Below are 18612 nucleotides of genomic sequence, written 5' to 3'. Positions count from 1 at the left end.
AAATTCTACAACATATATTAAAGCTTACAAATCCTTTATGCCTACCTATATCGTAACAAAAAATTTAAACAATATTTAATACTTTTATGCTTTTATTATAATTATCCCAAAAAAAACATGAAGTTCCTATTCAAACTCAACCTTTCTCTCCTTTTTATCGGAATAGTTGAGGCTAGTTATGCTCAAAATTACAAAAACGAGCTTGTTATTATTTCTGAAAACGACGCTTACATAGATATTACAAGTGACCGCTATTATACTAATGGCGCATTTATTAAATATAGGCATGCATTAAACGGAGAAAATTTAAAAACGGGAAGAAGCAAGGAGATTATCGGTTTCGAACTTGGTCAAAAAATATATAACCCTTATTATAGTTTTGTACCAAACCCTGCGCTGCACGATCGCCCGTTTACAGCTTATCTTTATGGCGAGGCAAATTATAGCCGTTACTACACCAATAAACAGATGCTTAAGGTTTCTGCACAGATTGGAATTACGGGTAAAGATGCCCTGGGTGAACAATTTCAGAAAGCATTTCATAAATTAGTTGGTCAAAATCAAATTGAGGGTTGGGAATACGGCTTAAATAGCGAACCTACGTTAAATCTGGGTGCAGAATATAATAATCTTCTGATTGAAACAAATAATAAAATATTTGATGTTACCGGAACTGCTTCGGCTGCACTTGGCAATGTAATTACGAAAGCAAACCTAGGCGCAATGTTCCGTTTGGGCAGATTTAATGATATGGATGGCTCAGCTGCTTTTAACAGTTTGGTAAGTAATAATAATGTAAACAAGGCGCAACGCAAGTATGAGCTTTTTCTTTCTGTAAGTCCGCAGTTACATGCTATTGCTTTTGATTCCAGTTTACAGGGTGGCTTATTTTTAAATGATAAGGGCCCAATTACCTTTAAACCGAAACCTATAGTATTTACCACACAGGTTGGTTTAACTTTTGCTATTGCACGTTGGACGGCCAATTATACTGCTACCTTTACTTCTAACGAGGTTAAAAATAGTGCTACTGGCTATCGCTACGCCTTTTATAGTCTTGCTTACCGTTTTAGTAAAAGCTAATGAAAAAAAATTTACTCATTTTAGTTATAGTTCTAACTGGCTTCACATTTGCGAAAGCTCAAATTGCGCCAGAAAATCATTCGATTATTTTGAAGCCTGTATTTGGTACGCACGTAAATAGCGACCAAGGACACTTATTTCAGGATCAGATTACGGGTTTTGATGCGGCTTATTTTAAAGATATTAGCCAGAACAGCGATAAATGGATTGATTTTATTGGAGCAAAATCATACGGGATTGGTTTTATTTTCAGAGATCTGAGTAAACTAAAGGGTACTAAGGATACTTCTGAACATGCGTTCGGGCAGGTATATGGCCTGGTTGCACAAATGGATTTTGAGTTGTTTAAAATTGGGAAAGTCAAATTTAACTTTACACCGGGTGTTGGCCTGGGCTATACCAATAAGTATTATTATAACAACACTAAAAACAGATTTTTAGGAAGCCCTATTAATGAAACGATAAAAGCTGATTTGGGCATAGAACTGCCGATAAGTAAATATTCTGATTTAATGGCTGGCTTTGGTTTTTTGCATGTATCTAACGGTGGAGCAACTGTTCCTAATGGTGGATTGAATACCGGAAATGTTTACATCGGGCTTAAACTAAACAATCAAAAGGCATTAACAGCTGAGCGGAAGAGTACATATACTACGCTCCAAAGAAATTCTGTTGAGGTTAGTGCTGGTTTAGGTGCAAGGGGATTATTTGGCGACCGCACAAAAAGCTTATATAAAAGCGGATTGTATGCTGGTTACAATTTCTACCTTAACGATGTAATATCGTTGAAAGCAGGAGCAGATGCAGTTTATTATTTCACCACTTTTGATCCGAACAATTATGCCGGTACTTTCCAGAATTACGGCTCATCGTATGATAAATGGCGTACAGGTATTAGTGTGGGTGCAGATATTAATTTATGGCGTATTACAGTTGCAGCTCAAATCGGGAAGTATATCCATTATAATAGGTTAATGGAAAAAGCAACATGGTACTGGACATTCGGTCCCACTTATAACATTACGCCACATTTGGGTTTACAAGCAAAAACTTATATGCACTTTGCCCAGGCAGATTATGTTAACTGGGGTATCGTTTACAGGTTTTAATATTGCCCTGTACTTAACAATACTAAGGTGCATGCTTCAACTGGCTCTATATCATGCTGATCCAGAAGTTTTTCGAGTTCATAATTCTCGGTACCTGGATTAAAAATTACGCGTTTAGGCTTAGTTGCCAAAATGTAATCGTGGTATTGTGGCTGCAGCGCAGGACCGATATATAAGGTGATTGTATCAATATCGTTGTAAATTTCGCCGGGTTTTTCTATCTCTACCCCCGCAACCTCTCCTTTTTTTATCCCAACATTTACAATTTCGTGGTTAAAACGTTTGAGCATATTTGCTGCTTTATATGCGTATCTTGATGGATCTGGCGATGCACCTATAATTAGGGTCTTTTTCATTTTTTATTAAATTGAATAACAGTTTGAGTATTACAGAGATTAAAACTTGGAAAGTAAAGCAATTTGCCCCGAATGATAGGCATGGTGCTGTGCCAATCCACTTACAAGTTCTACGTTGGTTACAGCTGTTCCTAAAGCTGGGTTTCGCTCGCTTTTCACTTCATCATCCCACTGGTTATCTTTAATTGCTTCGCAAACCCTGATCAATTCTTCATTTGCGATTTTAAAATTGAAGATAATCCGCTCCCAATCTTTTGGTGTTCTACCTTCTGGCTCAGGCCAATCACCCATTGCAGGTTCTTCAGCTGGTTTACCTGTTAATCTTGAAGAAACTTCTTCCGTCCATGCGGTTAAATGCAGGGCAATTTCAGCAATAGAATGGGCACCTGGAACAAAATGACTAAATGCACTTTCGGGATTAACGTTATTAAGCGTTTGCATCACATGATTACCGTGCCATGCATCGCCATTAAAGGCTTTTTTTATTTCATTCGTGATATTAAACATACCAAAACAACAATTGGTACAATATAAAGTTTGTTATGATGCGCTTAATATTGCATTTGCACAATTAATGCCATCTATTGCCGCCGATACAATTCCACCTGCATAACCGGCCCCTTCGGCACAAGGATACAAACCCTTTACCTGTGGATGCTGATAGGTTTCTTTATCTCTGGGAATTCTGACCGGTGAAGATGTTCTACTCTCTACCCCAACTAAAATTGCCTCGTTTGTATAATAACCTTTTATCTTTTTGCCGAACAAAGGCAGTGCTGCACGCAAACTATCGGATACAAAATTGGGTAAAATATTATCGAGCATTGAACTTTTGGTACCTGGGAGATATGAATTTTTCGGCAGATCGATAGATAACTTATTGTTTACGAAATCGACCATGCGTTGTGCGGGTGCTACCAAGTTACCTCCACCAGCCTCAAAAGCCATTTTTTCAATTTCTGATTGGAAATGCAACATCCTTAAGGGATCATAGCCCTGAACATCATCCAAAGTAACCTGAACCACAGTACCAGAATTGGCATATGGATTATTACGCTTTGATGGCGACCAGCCGTTAACTACAATTTCATTTTCGCCTGTAGCACAGGGAGCGATAATTCCTCCGGGACACATACAAAAAGAAAATACACCACGGCTACCTACCTGTTCTACCAAGCTGTAATATGCCGGCGGTAAAAATTCTGAACGGATATCGCAATGGTATTGTGCGGCATCAATAATTTCCTGAGGATGCTCAATCCTTACACCCAAGGCAAAAGGCTTGGCCTCGATCAGGATATTTTTACGGTTTAAAAGTTCATATATATCTCTAGCTGAATGACCGGTGGCAAGGATAACCTCGTCGGCAAACAGCTTTTCTTCAAAATTGATTTCTATTCCTTTTACTTTACCAAATTCGACCAAAATATCAGTCATCTGGCTATCGAACATCACCTCACCCCCAGCATTTAAAATCGTATCTTTAATGGAAGTGATAATATGCGGAAGTTTGTTTGTACCGATATGCGGACGGGCATCTATGGCAATATCAGGCTCTGCGCCGTGATTTACAAAAACCTGAAGCACTTTATTAATATCGCCACGTTTATTGGATCGGGTATATAATTTACCGTCTGAGTAAGTACCCGCACCTCCCTCTCCATAACAATAATTAGATTCGGTATTTACCAATCCTTGTTTGTTAATGGCAGCTAAATCTCTGCGTCGCTGTTTTACATCTTTACCACGCTCGATAATAATTGGTTTCAATCCATTTTCGATACATTGCAAGGCAGCAAATAATCCTGCCGGACCAGCTCCAATGATAATTACGGGTTTAGCCGCACTTACATTTGGATAATTTATTGTATACACTTCCGGGATGGCTTCTTCATCAACAAAAACCCTTATTTGAAGGCGGAAGATAACTTTTCGGGAACGGGCATCAATCGATCTTTTAAGAATTTCGTAGCCGTTGATTCTAGCTTCGGGTAGCTTTAAAGCTTGAGCAAGTTTTTGGTTGATCAGCTCGGTTTGCTCTACCTCATGAGGGAGCATTGTAATTTCGATGTCTTTTTGCATAACATGTCGGGTTTTTATCCCGAACGCTACAAAGATAGATATCTGACAGCATATTTGATGATTTAGCATATGAATAAAAACTATTAGCATACTAAGTAATGCTTTTATTTTTTTTGGAAAGCAATTGCAGTATTTCATTGGAAACTACAGTCCCGCTCCGCTTCTGCCGATTGAAGAAATCGGCATCTCGCTCCGATCGGGTTTAATGGGGTTATTTTCTGCTACTATGCCGGTTTTCAGTGCTACGAACCTAAGTTTATAGCCCCGATCGGAGCGCGCATCCCGATTTAAGCACTGGTTTATGTTATATTTGGTGTGCTTGCTTGTTTCACAAGTTTTCTATCGGGATAAAGCAAAGAGCGGGACAACCATACAAAAAAGCGAAAAGCTTTGCGCTCCCAAAAAAAGAACAGGCTTATATACTCAAATTACCTAATCAAAATATCCTGATTTTTCCTTGTTAAATTTAAGTAGTTTCTTGTCAAGCTGTCAGATAAATACCTAAACTGTAACAAAGGCATGCATTTTGATATCTAATTCGTAAATTGACCATAATTCAATTCGATAAAAGACAAAAACCATAAAAATGAAAAGATTAATATTTGGAATTCTTGCTGCAGTAATTGCGGTTAGCACTTTAAGTTCATGCGGTTACAACAGCATGGTTAAATTGGATGAGAACGTTAAATCGAAATGGGGAACTGTACAAACCCAATATCAAAGAAGGGCAGATTTAATTCCTAACCTTGTAGCTACCGTTAAAGGTGCAGCAAAATTTGAACAAGGTACTTTAACTGCCGTAACAGAGGCCCGTGCCAAAGCAACACAGATGACGGTTAAGGCTGATGAATTAACCCCAGAAAACATTCAGAAATACCAGGCTGCTCAAGGGCAATTAAGCCAGGCTTTAGGAAAATTATTATCTATTACAGAAAATTATCCGGAATTGAGGGCTACACAACAGTTTAGCGATTTATCTGCTCAGTTGGAAAGTACTGAAAACAGAATTACTGTTGCACGTAAGGATTTTAATGATGCTGTACAGGAGTATAATGGTAAAATAAGGTCGTTCCCTACCAATTTAACTGCAGGTATGTTCGGTTTTAAACCAAAAGGATATTTTGAAGCAGATGCTTCTGCTAAAGATGCACCCAAAGTAGAATTTTAATTTTTTAAGTACAATAGATAAGGGTAGTAAATGTTTATTTAACTGAACATTTATTACCCTTTTTACTTCATATAAAATATACACATGCCTTTATTTTCAGATATTGAACAGGAAAAAATAGCTGATGCGATTTCCAATGCCGAAAAAGCAACTTCAGGAGAAATCAGGATCGCTATTGATAAACATTGCGAGGGTGATCCATATGAAAAAGCCATCGAATATTTTGCAAAACTTGATATGGATAAAACAGCCAAAAGAAATGGCGTATTGATTTATCTGGCACATGCCGATCATAAATTTGCCATTATTGGCGACGTTGGAATTAACCAGGTGGTACCACAAAATTTTTGGGAAACCACAAAAGTTGCGATGACGGCGCACTTTGCAAAAGGCAATTTAGGAGATGGCATTATTGCCGGTGTTGCCTTGGCTGGAGAAAAGCTGGCTTTATTTTTCCCTCCTCAAAAAGGTGATATTAATGAGTTGCCAAATGATATTGTTTTTATGGATAACCTAGAGAACAAATAAAAGATGAAGAAAATATTCCTTTTATCACTGTTTAGTTTACTATTCACTTTTGCTTTTGCGCAAGATTTTCCGGAAAAGCCAAGTACGTTGGTTAATGATTATGCCAATGTATTATCTACAGAGCAAAAACAGGCGCTCGAAAATAAATTGGTAACCTTTAACGATTCTTCATCTACTCAGATAGCTATAGCCATATTAAAATCTGTAGGTGATTACGACATTAATGAATATGCTGTAGAATTGGGGAGAAAATGGGGCGTTGGACAAAGTGGCAAAAACAACGGCATTATGATCGTTGTGGCTGTAGGCGACCGAAAAATCTCGATACAAACCGGCTATGGTTTAGAAGGTGCCTTACCCGATATTTACGCCAAACGTATTATAGATAATGACATTAAACCCAATTTTAAAGCAGGAAATTATTATGCCGGTTTAGACGAGGGTACCACTTCCATTATAAAATATACCAGAGGCGAATATAAAAATGACAATCCAAAAGCTTCTTCAAAGAAAGGCGGCTCAGGCAGTATCGTTATTATTATCATTATTGTTATTATCATCATCATTATTATGCGCAAAGGTGGTGGAGGCGGAAGCGAAGTAATTGGCGGTCGAGGAGCATCTAATGCTTTATTTTGGGCCATGCTTTTTGGAAGCGGTGGCGGTGGCCGAAGCAGCGGTGGCTGGGGAGGCGGTTCTTCTGGCGGAGGCGGCGGTGGATTTGGCGGCTTTGGAGGAGGAAGTTTCGGCGGTGGCGGAAGCAGTGGAAGCTGGTAGTCAGTTCATAGTTCATAGTTTGGAAAAGTTTTTCAATAGCATGTTACCCCATATTTAAACTTTGCACCAATTTTAATATTGCAAATTAATGTACAGAAGAGATTTAATCACAGCAGAGATACAGAAACTTGCCCAGGTTCTGGCCCGCCTTATGGGCCTTAAATTGGAAGGCAAATTAGCAGAAGCAACTCAAATTTTCGACGAAACCATGAATAGTGGCTTTCAGTTACCTAAAGAAATTTTGGAAGGTGAAGACCTCACGATTTTTGAAAAATGGTTATCAGAAGCCAATCTACCGCCCGAAAAGCTCGATTCGTTAAGTGAATTTTTATATTATGAACTAGGAGTGAGCGATGACCGCAATAAAATAATTGCACCAAAACTTAATTTAGTTTATCAATATTTGTCAGATCAGCACAAGATTGTACATTTGGTGAACCTGCACCGCCAAAAAACTATACAGCAGTATATCAGTTAAGTTGGCGGTTTTTAGTTTAAAATAAATTCAATAAAAACAAAGAATGATTATAGAAAAGTGGCAGAAGATTGCCTCTAAATATTTAGTAAGAGAAAAGTGGGCTACCTTGAGGGTAGATGAAGTGAAGCTTCCGGATGGCATTGTAAAAGATGACTATTACGTTTTGGAATACCCGAACTGGGTTAATGCAATTGCATTAACTGAAGAAGGAAAAATAATTATGGTTCGGCAATACCGCCATGCGGCTGATATTGTTTCGCTTGAGGTTCCGGGTGGTGTAATTGATGGTGATGAAGCACCTGAATTTGCCATTAAACGTGAGCTTTTGGAAGAAACTGGTTATAGCTTTAAAACCTGTAAGTTTATTACTGAACTCTATCCAAATCCGGCAACTTCTACTAATAAAACTTTTACCTACTTTTTAACTGGCGGCGTTAAAACACACGAACAACATTTAGATGAACATGAAATACTAAATGTTGAAGAATATACAGTTGATGAGGTTAAACAGTTTATTAAAGAAAATAAAATTGCACAGGCACTTCACGTTGCTGCCTTATTTTACGGCCTTACCGAACTAGAGCAGCTTTAAGGGTATACGATTTATAAATAAAAGCTCCTTAAATTTAAAATTTATGGAGCTTTTTCATAAACGGATAGTTTATTTTTAAATACCTCAAATGCTTTTTCGAGGTACAGTTGTTGATCTGTTCCCTCATTTCCAGTTAGCTGGTCAATTTGAATATCACCAACCACACCTTTTCCAATTTCGGCATATTGTTTTAAATTCCTATCGATTGTAACGCCTTCGGTTAGAACTAAAAAAGCTCCGTCGGTAAGTTCATGTTCCTGATTTGCTGAAGTCAATCCATTGGTTTTATTCCCAACCAGGGTAACATTCTTTTGGCCAATAAAAGATATGGTTGTAAATTCGGCACTACTGGCTGTTTTTTCATTAATGAGTATCACGAGGTGAGGTTTCTTGATTTTTATTTTGCCTGTAGTGAGTTTAAAGAGATAAACCGCTTTATTATTTTCATATAACCTGTCATCTTTAAAATTAAAGAAATTTTCTTTGCCCTTTCTATCCTTCCAGCCGATTACGTTAGGTTGATCAAGAAAAGGCGCAATTGCCGCATACATTGGTGCAAACATACCCCCATCATTGTTGCGTAGATCTAATATCCATCCTTTAGGTTTTTGAACTGAAAGTTTTAGTAGTTCAGTTCTGAAACGATTTACAAACTCATTCCATTCAGTCATATTGTAGCTATAAAATGCTGGTAAAGCGATATAGGCATAACGGTTTTCTAAAAATGCTGACTGTATTTGTGGAAAAGGCAACCCACTCGCCCGATAACCTTTTACGTAAGAAGCTACAACTTCGGGTGGGAAAAATTTGGAATGCGAATCACCTAATTTTTCAAGCACATCTTTAATTATTGGATAAGTTTCTCTGATGTATTTCAACTTATTGATCTTTTGTGTAACCTCAAGTTCAATTTTGTTCCAATTCATCTTATCGCTGTTTACTGATCTGTTTTTTATAATTTTAAGCGCAGTTTCAACATGTTTTAATGCTGTCTCCAACTTCTTTTTTAACGGATGCTGAAGATTGAAGGCTGATCAGAACTGACACCCATAAAATGATCTTTTTCATAAGGTATTTTTGTTGGTTATAGCACAGATTTAATTGCAAAATTGAGTTGGGTATCTTTTCCTGAGCAGAGATCTTCAATTTTTAGCCGTACAATTTTATTAATTTTCACTCCTTTTCCCTGGGCAAGTGTACCATCTGGATAATAAATTGCATTACCAGTAAAATAGATATTGTAATTTCCAGGGATATTAATGTGTTTTTCGTCGCCATCCGCCCCTGCCGTTTGCTCGCCAATAGTAATGGCATTCGGAAATATATGCTGTAAATTCATGGTATTCCATTCAGATAAGCTTCTGGTATCCGGATTCACGATAATGCAGACCTTGCCAGTGTAATTAAAACTTTCAGTTTTAACCCCACCAGGATAATAGGTAAAAGTGCCAGCTATTGGTAAAAAGCTACCCAAATTCTTATTATCCGCCTGAAAATACTGTGCGAAAAGATTATGTTGATTTCCGAACTTTTTGTAGATGTAATGAAAAACAAAACCACCCCAACTTGGATAACCCCGCATATCGAAAATGATTGCCTGTTGTTCTGCAGCTAAATTTAAAATAGAATCCATTTTAGCATCCAAATGATCATCTTTAACATCATTTAAAAGCCCGCGTATATTTTCAATATTGAAATAAGCGATTCCGCTTTCCATTACTTTAAATGGTGAGATACTTTCCGTAACTTTTAACTTAGCAATTAAATAATTATTAATTGCCTGAATACCGATCGTATTTTTTGAGGTTACAAAATCTATAAGAACTTCCTTTTTCTGTCCTGATGAGGATACTATTAATTGAAATTTTGAAGAATCATTACTCCACATGAAGTTAGTAACGTAATTATTAATTTTAAAAATTAACGTATTCCGATTGGATGCAGAAAGCAGTTGCTTAAGCCTGTCGACATTCTTATTTATCGATACTCCATTAATTGCTGTAATTAAGTCGCCAACTTTAATACCTGCTTTTGTACATAAATCGGGTACAATAATTTCCTTTACCAATATTTTGTTGTTAATAATCTGGTAATCAAAAGGAGGGTAATATTTGTTTTTAAAAATTTCTTTTTTGTAAGTGAGGTCATCATAAAAGCGGTTATAGGCGTGGGTATCGTTCAGTTTGGCTATAATTTTAAGGAGTAACACTTCGTAATCCATTCGGGAGGCACAGTTTTTAAAAAGCAGGATATTTTTTTTTACTGTTTGGTCCCAAGGCTCATTTATTAATCTTTTATGTGGATAAAGATAATCGATTACGCCCTGAAGCTTTGCCAATGCCAATAACCTCATGCCTAAGGGCAAATTGATGGAATCGGGAAATTTGTATTTCCGCTCATTGGGAATTTCTGTTGTATAGTTTAACGCTGGCACATAATGTTTTCCCACTGTATCTCTATAAGTGTAAACATTCAATAACTTTTTTTTCAGATCACTGTTAATCAGTCCATTTTTTATATACCAATTATGTAAAACATTATTGTTTGGAAGTTTAAAACCAACGTTATGGTGCATTTCTTCATCTTCACCTAGCTCAGTAATCATTCCCATCAAAAAAATATTCAGTTCAGCTTTGTTATGGATATTTCCTATAAGATTTTGCTTTTTCATAAAAACAGCATCTGCATCTTCTATCCCTTTGGTAAACTGTGGATGATAATATTTAAGAAAATTCCAGGTTTTAAAAAACAGGAAGTACTTCTCTGTTTCGTTGAATTTTTGTGCATTGGCCTGATAACAAGCAAACACAAGAAGCAAAAGATAAAGTGAAGATTTTAGTTTTTTCATATCAGGACAATTAATTTCTTCAAAATTGCGGTACAAAAAATAGGTTTAAGGGATGTAATTGACGAAAGGCATTATTTTATTGATGAACTGGCTGTTTGATCAAACAGAATCTTATACTTTAAATTTCGGTGTTGGTGTATAAAATTAGGGCTTTCATACTTTTCAGCGCAACCTTATAAAGGGATTGTATTATTTTTAGCAAATTTCGAAGATGAAAAAAGCACATTTCACCTATTTACACATCGGATATTGGCTTATTTTATGGCTCAAAGAACTGTTATTCGGATTTCAGACTTTTAACATCGGTGATCTTAATTTTGCAAGCATTGCCTCAACGCTCAGTGTTAAACTGATCACGCTTCTTTTTCCGATCTGCATTTTCTACACCAATTTCCTTGTTCTGGTACCTAGGCTAGCAAGAAAAAAAAAGATCATACTTTACATTGTATCACTGATCATTCTTTTTTCAATGCTCGCTCCTATTCATAAATATGTTTATGCAACATTGCTTCCGCAAAAATTCAATTGGTACTCTTATGTTTATTTAGATAAGCTTAATTTCTGGCTATCTTTTCAAACCCTGCTATTTGAAAACTACGTGTACATATTCTTTAGTATCGCGATAAGTTACGTTGGAGAATATTTTGAGACGCAGAAAAGGCAGCAGGAACTTGCCAAAGAACAGGCAATAACAGAACTTGCTTATTTAAAATCGCAGATTAACCCACATTTTTTATTTAATACACTTAATGACATATATGCGCTAACCTATCAAAAAGCAAGTGAGGCACCGGAGGCAGTGCTAAAGTTATCTGAACTTTTACGGTATATGCTTAAAGAAAGCAATGATAAGTTTGCCCCAATTGAAAGGGAAATAATTTACCTAAAAAATGTGGTCGAGCTTTATAAGATCGGTCAAAAAGGTATCGCTTACATCGATTTGGAGATTAATGGTGATGAAACCGGGAAAGAAATTGCGCCGCTAATATTGATCAACTTTGTTGAGAATGCCTTTAAACATGGTATAGTAAGTGATGCTGAAAATCCGATAAAGATCAAGCTTTTCATCAATGATCGTGATTTTAACTTTGAAGTTTCTAACAAAAAGAACAACGATTATAAAGATAAAACGGGCGGAATAGGGCTTGCCAATGTACAACGACGACTGGCATTGATTTATCCTGATAGGCACAAACTTGTGATTACCGACGAAAATGATACTTTTACCATTAACCTGAATCTTAAAAACATATGATCCGCTGTGTAGTTGTTGATGATAAGCCGCTTGCTATCGATATTTTAAATGATTACATCAGTAAAGTGCCCGATCTGATCCTGGTATTCAGCAGTACTAATCCATTAACTGCTTTAGAATATGTGATGAAAAACGAGGTGGACCTTGTTTTTCTGGATATTCAGATGCCGCAACTTAATGGTGTTCAGTTTATGAAAATTGTTAATGAAAAATGCCAGATTATCCTGACTACCGCTTATGCTGAATATGCCTTGGATGGTTTTGAAAATAACGCCATTGATTATCTGCTTAAGCCGGTATCTTTCGAACGTTTTTATAAGGCGGTGCAAAAGGCTATGCGCCATTTAAACTTAAATGAAGTTACGCAGCCCATAATTAGTTACCAGCCTGCAGAACCTGAAAACGATTTCATTTTTATTAAAACAGAATATAAACTGATAAAGGTTGATACAGATGATATCCTTTTTGTAGAGGGCATGCAAAATTATGTATCAATCCATACTAAAACTGAAAAAATACTATCCCTGCAAAACATTAAAAAAACGGAAGAACAACTGCCCAAAAAGCAGTTTATCAGGGTGCATAAATCTTATATTGTTGCGGTAAAAAAGATAAATAGCATCGAAAGGAGTAGGATATACATAGGTGATGCAATTATTCCACTTGGGGATGTTTACAAAGAACAATTTTATAAATTAATTGAAGATCGAGTAAGAAGCAGGGAATTAGTTTCCCTGCTGTCTCCTCACACCACCGTACGTACCGTTCGGTATACGGCGGTTTGTTAGAATAACTTCGTTTGGTGTGTCGTTTTCCAATAGTAATAATTGGTAAATCCATCAAGTCCATGCCTCAAAAAGAACTTCTTGTCAAGGGTTGTAAGTAATATCGGGCTGTTTGCAGTCCTACAGTACCCCTTACGGGTATTGGCCAATTGATAGGCCCTTGATTTTACCAACCCCATCTTCATTAAATTCCGCGCTCTACCCGTTATACTCTTCCATTGCTTCCAAAGAACAATCCGCAGTCTGGTCCTCATCAACTCGTCCAGTCTGGTCATATGACTCTTTGCTTCTGCAATAGAGAAATAATTAACCCAACCATGAATGATTTCCTTAAGCGTTAATATTCTTTCTTGGAATGGAACTGGTTGGCTACGTTTAGTTTGCTCCCGGATTTTCTCCTTGATCGCTCTTAGAGATTTGGATGAAATTCGCATCTTCCATCCCTCTTTGCTACCATAGAATGAAAACCCGAGCAGACTACTTTGGCTTGGCCTGCTAACCTTACTTTTCTCCCTGTTAACCTTCAGTTTCAGGCAGTCTTCCAGATATACTGAAATACTTCTCATTACCCGGTGTCCTGATTTCCTGCTTCTTAGATAGATACTGCAATCATCAGCATATCGCACGAACCTGTGCCCACGCTCCTCGAGCTTAACATCGAGTTCGTGAAGGATAACATTTGATAGTAACGGACTTAATGGACTGCCTTGTGGCGTTCCTTCTTTTCTTGGGCTGACCAATCCATTCTCCATGATCCCCACACTCAAATAAAGACGAATAAGCTTCAATGTCCGCTTATCCTTTATCTTTACTGACAGCAGATGCATAAGTTTATCATGGTTTACCCGGTCAAAAAATTTGTCCAGGTCAAGTTCCACAATCCAGGTGTAACCTGTGTTAAGATATTCCTGAGCCTTTAACACTGCCTGATGGGCATTGCGATCTGGCCGGAAACCATAACTATCAGAGGAAAAGTCGCCCTCGTACTTGGGGCTCAGCCATTGAGAGATGGCCTGCTGGATCAACCGGTCAATGACCGTTGGGATGCCAAGCATCCTCTTACCACCACTGCCTTTGGGAATCTCTACCTTTCTTACAGCGTTCGGTCGGTAATGGCCTGATAAAATATCACTCCGTAATGCCTGCCAGTTAGCATTCAGGTAGTCGCGAAGTTCATCGGTCTGCATACCATCAATACCACCAGCACCCTTATTGGCAGTAACCTGCCTAAAGGCTCTTTGTACATTTCGGATGTCTAATATTTCTTCAAGCATAATACTAAAAAAAAAAACTCCTTCCCAGGCATTGTGTACATTGGTTGCACGGCTCGGCTCAGCTCATCTTATAATTTACTCTCGGATTCCGTCCTACCCTCATATAAGCAGTTCTCTAATGTGGTTCCGCTGTAAACGCTCTGCCATAAACTTCCTGTTTCCTTTGCCATCCTAACATTTGGTCCTTTCTGCATCCGAAAAATGCAGTACTACGACCGCTGCTGACTTCTGATTGAGGCATTTAACATCTCTGCCAAATGTTTCTTCTCCTGTAATCGCGCTTACAATTGACAGAACTCATTCAGATCTCCCGGGGTAAGACAATCTACTTCCTATGGATGTGGCCTCTGTATCTGCGTAATAGTCCCCGTGCAGTATTGGGCTTCTGTTTGTTTCGCAACATCACCCGGACTAAATCCGCCTCGTATACAGTTTCTGTTCGTAAGCCCCCATATTTGCCGCGGACTTCCTTCAGATTCGCAGTCACCCACGACACCCTTGTCTCGAGCTAACACTTCCTACTGCTAAGCGTGTTCGGGACTTGAACCCTATAGTCGATTGCCATGCCCGGCGCACGAAAACAATAAAGGCCCGATAAATTTATCGGGCCTTTATTGTTATTGCATAAACTTTGAACATGAACGAAAGGTTTTAATTTGAACCCTTCTACCTTTCTGCTCCTGAACCTGGTTTAGCTCATTTTTAATTTCTTTTGGATATCGTGTACGTAAGCTTTAAACTTTTTATCGGTATCGATTAAATCTTCTACTGTTTGACAGGCGTAGATTACAGTACTGTGATCTCGGCCGCCGAAGAAAGCACCGATTGTTTTCAATGATGATTTTGTATGACTTTTAGAAAGGTACATCGAAATCTGACGTGCCTGAACAATTTCGCGTTTACGTGTTTGCGATTTAACCATATCAACAGGAACTTCGAAATACTCACAAACCAATTTCTGGATATACTCCATTGAAATTTCTTTAGAGGTATTTTTGATGAAGTTTTTCAACATCTGTTTAGCAAGGGCTAAATCAATTTCTTTTTTATTTAAAGTTGCCTGTGCTAAAAGAGATACCATAGCACCTTCCAGCTCACGAACGTTGTTATCAATGTTATGCGCAACATATTCTACAACCTCGCCCGGTAACTCAATACCATCGGCATACATTTTCTTTCTTAAAATAGCAATACGCGTTTCTAAATCAGGAATCTGCAAATCAGCAGAAAGTCCCCATTTAAAACGGCTTAACAAACGTTCTTCCAGTCCAGCCAAATCTTTCGGTGCTTTATCAGATGTTAAAATTACCTGTTTGCCCGATTGGTGTAGGTGGTTAAAGATATGGAAGAAAATATCCTGTGTTTTTTCTTTACCTGCAAAGTTGTGCACATCATCCATAATGATTACATCCATTGCCTGGTAAAAGTTAACGAAATCGTTAATGGTGTTGTTTTTTAATGAATCTACAAATTGCTGGCAAAATTTCTCACAGCTTACATAGATCACCAACTTATCTGGCATGCTGCGTTTAATCTCGTTACCGATTGCCTGCGCCAGGTGAGTTTTACCCAAACCTACTCCACCGTAAATCATTAAGGGGTTAAAAGATGTACCTCCCGGTTTAGCTGCTACAGCGTAACCTGCAGAACGTGCCAGGCGGTTGCAATCTCCCTCAATGTAATTTTCAAAAGTATAATTAGAGTTTAATTGTGGATCAACATTTAATTTTTTTAATCCAGGGATAATGAACGGATTTTTAATATCCTTATTAATGGAAACCGGAATTGGCATCGATTGTACCTTTGCCTCCGCACCATTTCCATTTGAGGGCATATTGGTAGTATAAGGATTACCGCTGTTAGATGATTTATCTACAACGATGTTATATTCCAACCTGCCATCCTCTCCAAGTTGCTTTTTTACAGTCTTGCGTAACAAGCCTACATAATGTTCTTCAAGCCATTCGTAAAAGAACAAACTTGGCACCTGTATGGTTAAAACCTTGCCTTCCAATTTAAGAGCCGTGATTGGCTCGAACCAGGTTTTGAAACTTTGGTTCGGAATGTTATCCTTAATAATTTGAAGACAGTTCTTCCATACTTCTGTACAAGTTTTTTCCATTGCGATTTCTATAATTTATTGGTTTACAGTGCCGATTCGAATTAAAGGGATGGTCCGTTTCGGGACTACGAATATTGACAAAATTATCAACATTTTAAACAAAAATTTCAAATAAATCGTAACGTACTGATAAGGAATATGGTAGCCCGCTTAACCTCAATTTTTTATGTTGATAACTATTTATTAACACTGGTTATCCACATTAACGATAATTTAACGCAGATTACTCCTATTAATTCAAACCGTCAATGAAAAAGCAAATTCTAAGCCATTTAAGCCATATTTATTCATTTTTACCAAAATAATCTTTAATTATCTTTAAATCAAAGTTATAGCCAGAAAGATACAAATTAGCCATAATGCCTACTGTACAGACTTGATTTTATTTAAAAATTTCAATTGGATATTGTATGAATTTTACGACAAGTCAAAGCATTTTTTCTATAGCTACTAAGGAACATAATTTTTCAGCCATCTTAATGCTGATGGTAACAGTGAAACGAGTATTCAGCGCAAAGACAGTGAAACCTGGAGTTTAATAAATCCCGAAACGGCTTCTAAATACATCAGCAATTTCGCCTAGGGTGGCATACTTTTCAACGGCATCAATAATTAACGGCATCAGGTTGGTTTCACCCTGGGCGGCTTCACTTAATTTGTTTAGTGCCTCCTCTACAGCAACGGTATCGCGGGTCGCTTTTAACTGGCTGAGCTTTTCTGATTGCAGCTTGCGTATGGAGTCGTCTACATTAAAAACCTCAGTTATACCTTCTTCTTCCTGCGTAAACTTATTTACCCCTACCGAGATCCTTTCTCCACTTTCAATTTCCTTTTGATACTGATAAGCGGCACTAGCAATTTCATTTTGCATGTAATCGCTTTCAATTGCATTTACCGAACCACCCATAGCATCAATACGATCGATATAAGCCCAGGCAGCAGCCTCAACCTCATCAGTTAGCTGCTCTACAAAAAATGATCCTGCCAATGGATCCACAGTATCTGTAACACCACTTTCGAAAGCGATAATCTGCTGTGTACGCAAGGCAATTTTGGCAGCAGATTCTGTGGGCAAAGAAAGTGCTTCGTCGTAACCATTGGTATGTAAAGATTGTGTTCCACCTAAAACTGCGGCCATTGCCTGGTTACTCACCCTGATTACATTATTTAAGGGTTGTTGTGCTGTTAAAGTAGAACCACCGGTTTGGGTATGAAACCTTAACATCTGAGCTTTTTCGTCGGTAGCGCCTAAATCTTTGGTAATTTTTGCCCACATCCGTCTCGCAGCCCTGAATTTTGCAATTTCTTCAAAGAAATTATTGTGACAGTTAAAAAAGAAGGATAATCGTTTAGCAAATACATTAATGTTCAAACCTTTATTTAACGCTGCTTTTAAATAAGTTTTGCCATTAGCAAGTGTAAAGGCAAGTTCTTGTACGGCGGTTGAACCGGCTTCGCGAATATGATAGCCAGAAATTGAAATGGTATTCCATTTGGGCACTTCTTGGCTACAAAACTCGAAAATATCGGTGATTAAACGCATCGATTGTTTCGGTGGATAGATATAAGTTCCTCTTGCAGCATATTCTTTTAAAATATCGTTCTGTATAGTCCCTGAGATCTGCTTTAGATCGGCACCTTGCTTTTTGGCCAAAGCAATATACATCGCCAGCAAAATCGACGCTGTTGCATTGATCGTCATTGATGTGGTGATATCTTTCAGTTCAATACCATCAAATAAAATTTCTATATCTTTTAATGAATCTATGGCTACACCAACTTTTCCTACTTCGCCATCGGCCATTTCATGATCAGAATCGTATCCAATCTGCGTCGGGAGATCGAAAGCAACCGACAAGCCCGTTGTACCCTGAGCCAATAAATAATGATAACGCTTATTGGATTCTTCGGCAGTTGAAAACCCTGCATATTGCCGCATGGTCCATAAACGGCCACGGTACATATCCTTTTGAATTCCTCTTGTAAAAGGAAATTCTCCAGGCTTTTCTTCCATCGGCTTCACCTCTGTATAGAGTGGCTTAATTTCTATGCCCGAGGTTGTGGTATGCTTCTTATCGCTCATATCTGGTTAGTTCATTAGTTCAATGGCCATTTGGCCAACAACGTATTGCATTACGGTTCCACAGGTAAATTG

At 37.8% G+C, this 18612-nt stretch carries 17 protein-coding genes; 9 read left to right on the top strand and 8 right to left on the bottom strand.

The genetic code is table 11. The features are described from left to right. Window positions 1-117: 117 nt before the first annotated feature. Both ACZZZW_RS05925 and ACZZZW_RS05920 read left to right on the top strand, forming a co-directional pair. Window positions 118-1083 carry a lipid A deacylase LpxR family protein gene (locus ACZZZW_RS05925; RefSeq protein ID WP_463492560.1) on the top strand — a complete coding sequence of 322 codons (966 nt, stop codon included), beginning with the start codon at window positions 118-120 and terminating at the stop codon, window positions 1081-1083. Continuing rightward, the gene (locus ACZZZW_RS05920; protein WP_463492559.1) at window positions 1083-2192 is read left to right on the top strand and encodes an acyloxyacyl hydrolase; all 1110 of its coding nucleotides are present in this window, start codon (window positions 1083-1085) and stop codon (window positions 2190-2192) included. Before ACZZZW_RS05925 ends, ACZZZW_RS05920 begins: the two co-directional genes overlap by 1 nt. On the opposite strand, the gene ACZZZW_RS05915 is transcribed toward ACZZZW_RS05920, so the two are convergent. Genes ACZZZW_RS05915 through ACZZZW_RS05905 form a run of 3 tightly spaced genes read right to left on the bottom strand, consistent with a single transcriptional unit; the run spans window position 2189 to window position 4630 of the window. Next, a complete protein-coding gene (locus tag ACZZZW_RS05915) occupies window positions 2189-2548 on the bottom strand; it encodes a CoA-binding protein (RefSeq protein WP_025145522.1) in 360 nt (119 codons plus the stop codon). The two genes, ACZZZW_RS05920 and ACZZZW_RS05915, sit on opposite strands and share 4 nt — an antisense overlap. A 39-nt stretch (window positions 2549-2587) precedes the next feature. Continuing rightward, window positions 2588-3055 (bottom strand): DinB family protein, encoded by a 468-nt coding sequence (locus ACZZZW_RS05910; protein ID WP_055907874.1) that lies wholly within the window; start codon window positions 3053-3055, stop codon window positions 2588-2590. 33 nt (window positions 3056-3088) lie between these two features. Then, on the bottom strand, window positions 3089-4630 hold the full coding sequence (locus tag ACZZZW_RS05905; RefSeq protein WP_463492558.1) for an NAD(P)/FAD-dependent oxidoreductase: 1542 nt from the start codon (window positions 4628-4630) through the stop codon (window positions 3089-3091). Between the two features lie 586 nt (window positions 4631-5216). Between ACZZZW_RS05905 and ACZZZW_RS05900 the strand changes: the two genes are divergently transcribed. The 5 genes from ACZZZW_RS05900 (at window position 5217) to ACZZZW_RS05880 (ending at window position 8173) form a co-directional block, all read left to right on the top strand. Further along, a complete protein-coding gene (locus ACZZZW_RS05900; protein WP_055907879.1) occupies window positions 5217-5798 on the top strand; it encodes a LemA family protein in 582 nt (193 codons plus the stop codon). An 84-nt stretch (window positions 5799-5882) separates the two neighbouring features. Beyond that, window positions 5883-6326 carry a TPM domain-containing protein gene (locus ACZZZW_RS05895; protein WP_055907882.1) on the top strand — a complete coding sequence of 148 codons (444 nt, stop codon included), beginning with the start codon at window positions 5883-5885 and terminating at the stop codon, window positions 6324-6326. Window positions 6327-6329: 3 nt separating this feature from the next. Further along, a complete protein-coding gene (locus ACZZZW_RS05890) occupies window positions 6330-7103 on the top strand; it encodes a TPM domain-containing protein (RefSeq protein ID WP_463492557.1) in 774 nt (257 codons plus the stop codon). Between the two features lie 88 nt (window positions 7104-7191). After that, window positions 7192-7581, top strand: coding sequence for a hypothetical protein (locus tag ACZZZW_RS05885; protein ID WP_055907889.1), 390 nt, complete (start codon window positions 7192-7194; stop codon window positions 7579-7581). Between the two features lie 43 nt (window positions 7582-7624). Then, window positions 7625-8173 carry an NUDIX hydrolase gene (locus tag ACZZZW_RS05880; protein ID WP_082458728.1) on the top strand — a complete coding sequence of 183 codons (549 nt, stop codon included), beginning with the start codon at window positions 7625-7627 and terminating at the stop codon, window positions 8171-8173. 41 nt (window positions 8174-8214) lie between these two features. On the opposite strand, the gene ACZZZW_RS05875 is transcribed toward ACZZZW_RS05880, so the two are convergent. After that, complete coding sequence (locus ACZZZW_RS05875; RefSeq protein ID WP_463492556.1) at window positions 8215-9099, bottom strand: S41 family peptidase; 885 nt, start codon at window positions 9097-9099, stop codon at window positions 8215-8217. Window positions 9100-9257: 158 nt separating this feature from the next. Then, on the bottom strand, window positions 9258-11021 hold the full coding sequence (locus ACZZZW_RS05870; protein WP_463492555.1) for a S41 family peptidase: 1764 nt from the start codon (window positions 11019-11021) through the stop codon (window positions 9258-9260). A 211-nt stretch (window positions 11022-11232) separates the two neighbouring features. On the opposite strand from ACZZZW_RS05870, the gene ACZZZW_RS05865 reads away from it, so the two are divergent. Next, on the top strand, window positions 11233-12276 hold the full coding sequence (locus ACZZZW_RS05865) for a sensor histidine kinase (RefSeq protein ID WP_055907898.1): 1044 nt from the start codon (window positions 11233-11235) through the stop codon (window positions 12274-12276). Continuing rightward, window positions 12273-13064 (top strand): LytR/AlgR family response regulator transcription factor, encoded by a 792-nt coding sequence (locus tag ACZZZW_RS05860; RefSeq protein ID WP_463492554.1) that lies wholly within the window; start codon window positions 12273-12275, stop codon window positions 13062-13064. The genes ACZZZW_RS05865 and ACZZZW_RS05860 overlap by 4 nt, the downstream gene beginning before the upstream one ends. On the opposite strand, the gene ltrA is transcribed toward ACZZZW_RS05860, so the two are convergent. The 3 genes from ltrA to ACZZZW_RS05845 form a co-directional block, all read right to left on the bottom strand. After that, complete coding sequence (gene ltrA, locus ACZZZW_RS05855) at window positions 13061-14335, bottom strand: group II intron reverse transcriptase/maturase (RefSeq protein ID WP_463492318.1); 1275 nt, start codon at window positions 14333-14335, stop codon at window positions 13061-13063. The genes ACZZZW_RS05860 and ltrA overlap by 4 nt on opposite strands. 691 nt (window positions 14336-15026) lie before the next feature. Then, window positions 15027-16457 carry a chromosomal replication initiator protein DnaA gene (dnaA, locus tag ACZZZW_RS05850; RefSeq protein ID WP_025145530.1) on the bottom strand — a complete coding sequence of 477 codons (1431 nt, stop codon included), beginning with the start codon at window positions 16455-16457 and terminating at the stop codon, window positions 15027-15029. Window positions 16458-16992: 535 nt separating this feature from the next. Next, on the bottom strand, window positions 16993-18540 hold the full coding sequence (locus tag ACZZZW_RS05845; protein WP_055907902.1) for an acyl-CoA mutase large subunit family protein: 1548 nt from the start codon (window positions 18538-18540) through the stop codon (window positions 16993-16995). Window positions 18541-18612 lie beyond the last annotated feature (72 nt).

The sequence above is a fragment of the Pedobacter sp. AC379 genome, assembly GCF_979258145.1.
This window is presented reverse-complemented; position numbering and strand designations above follow the sequence as displayed.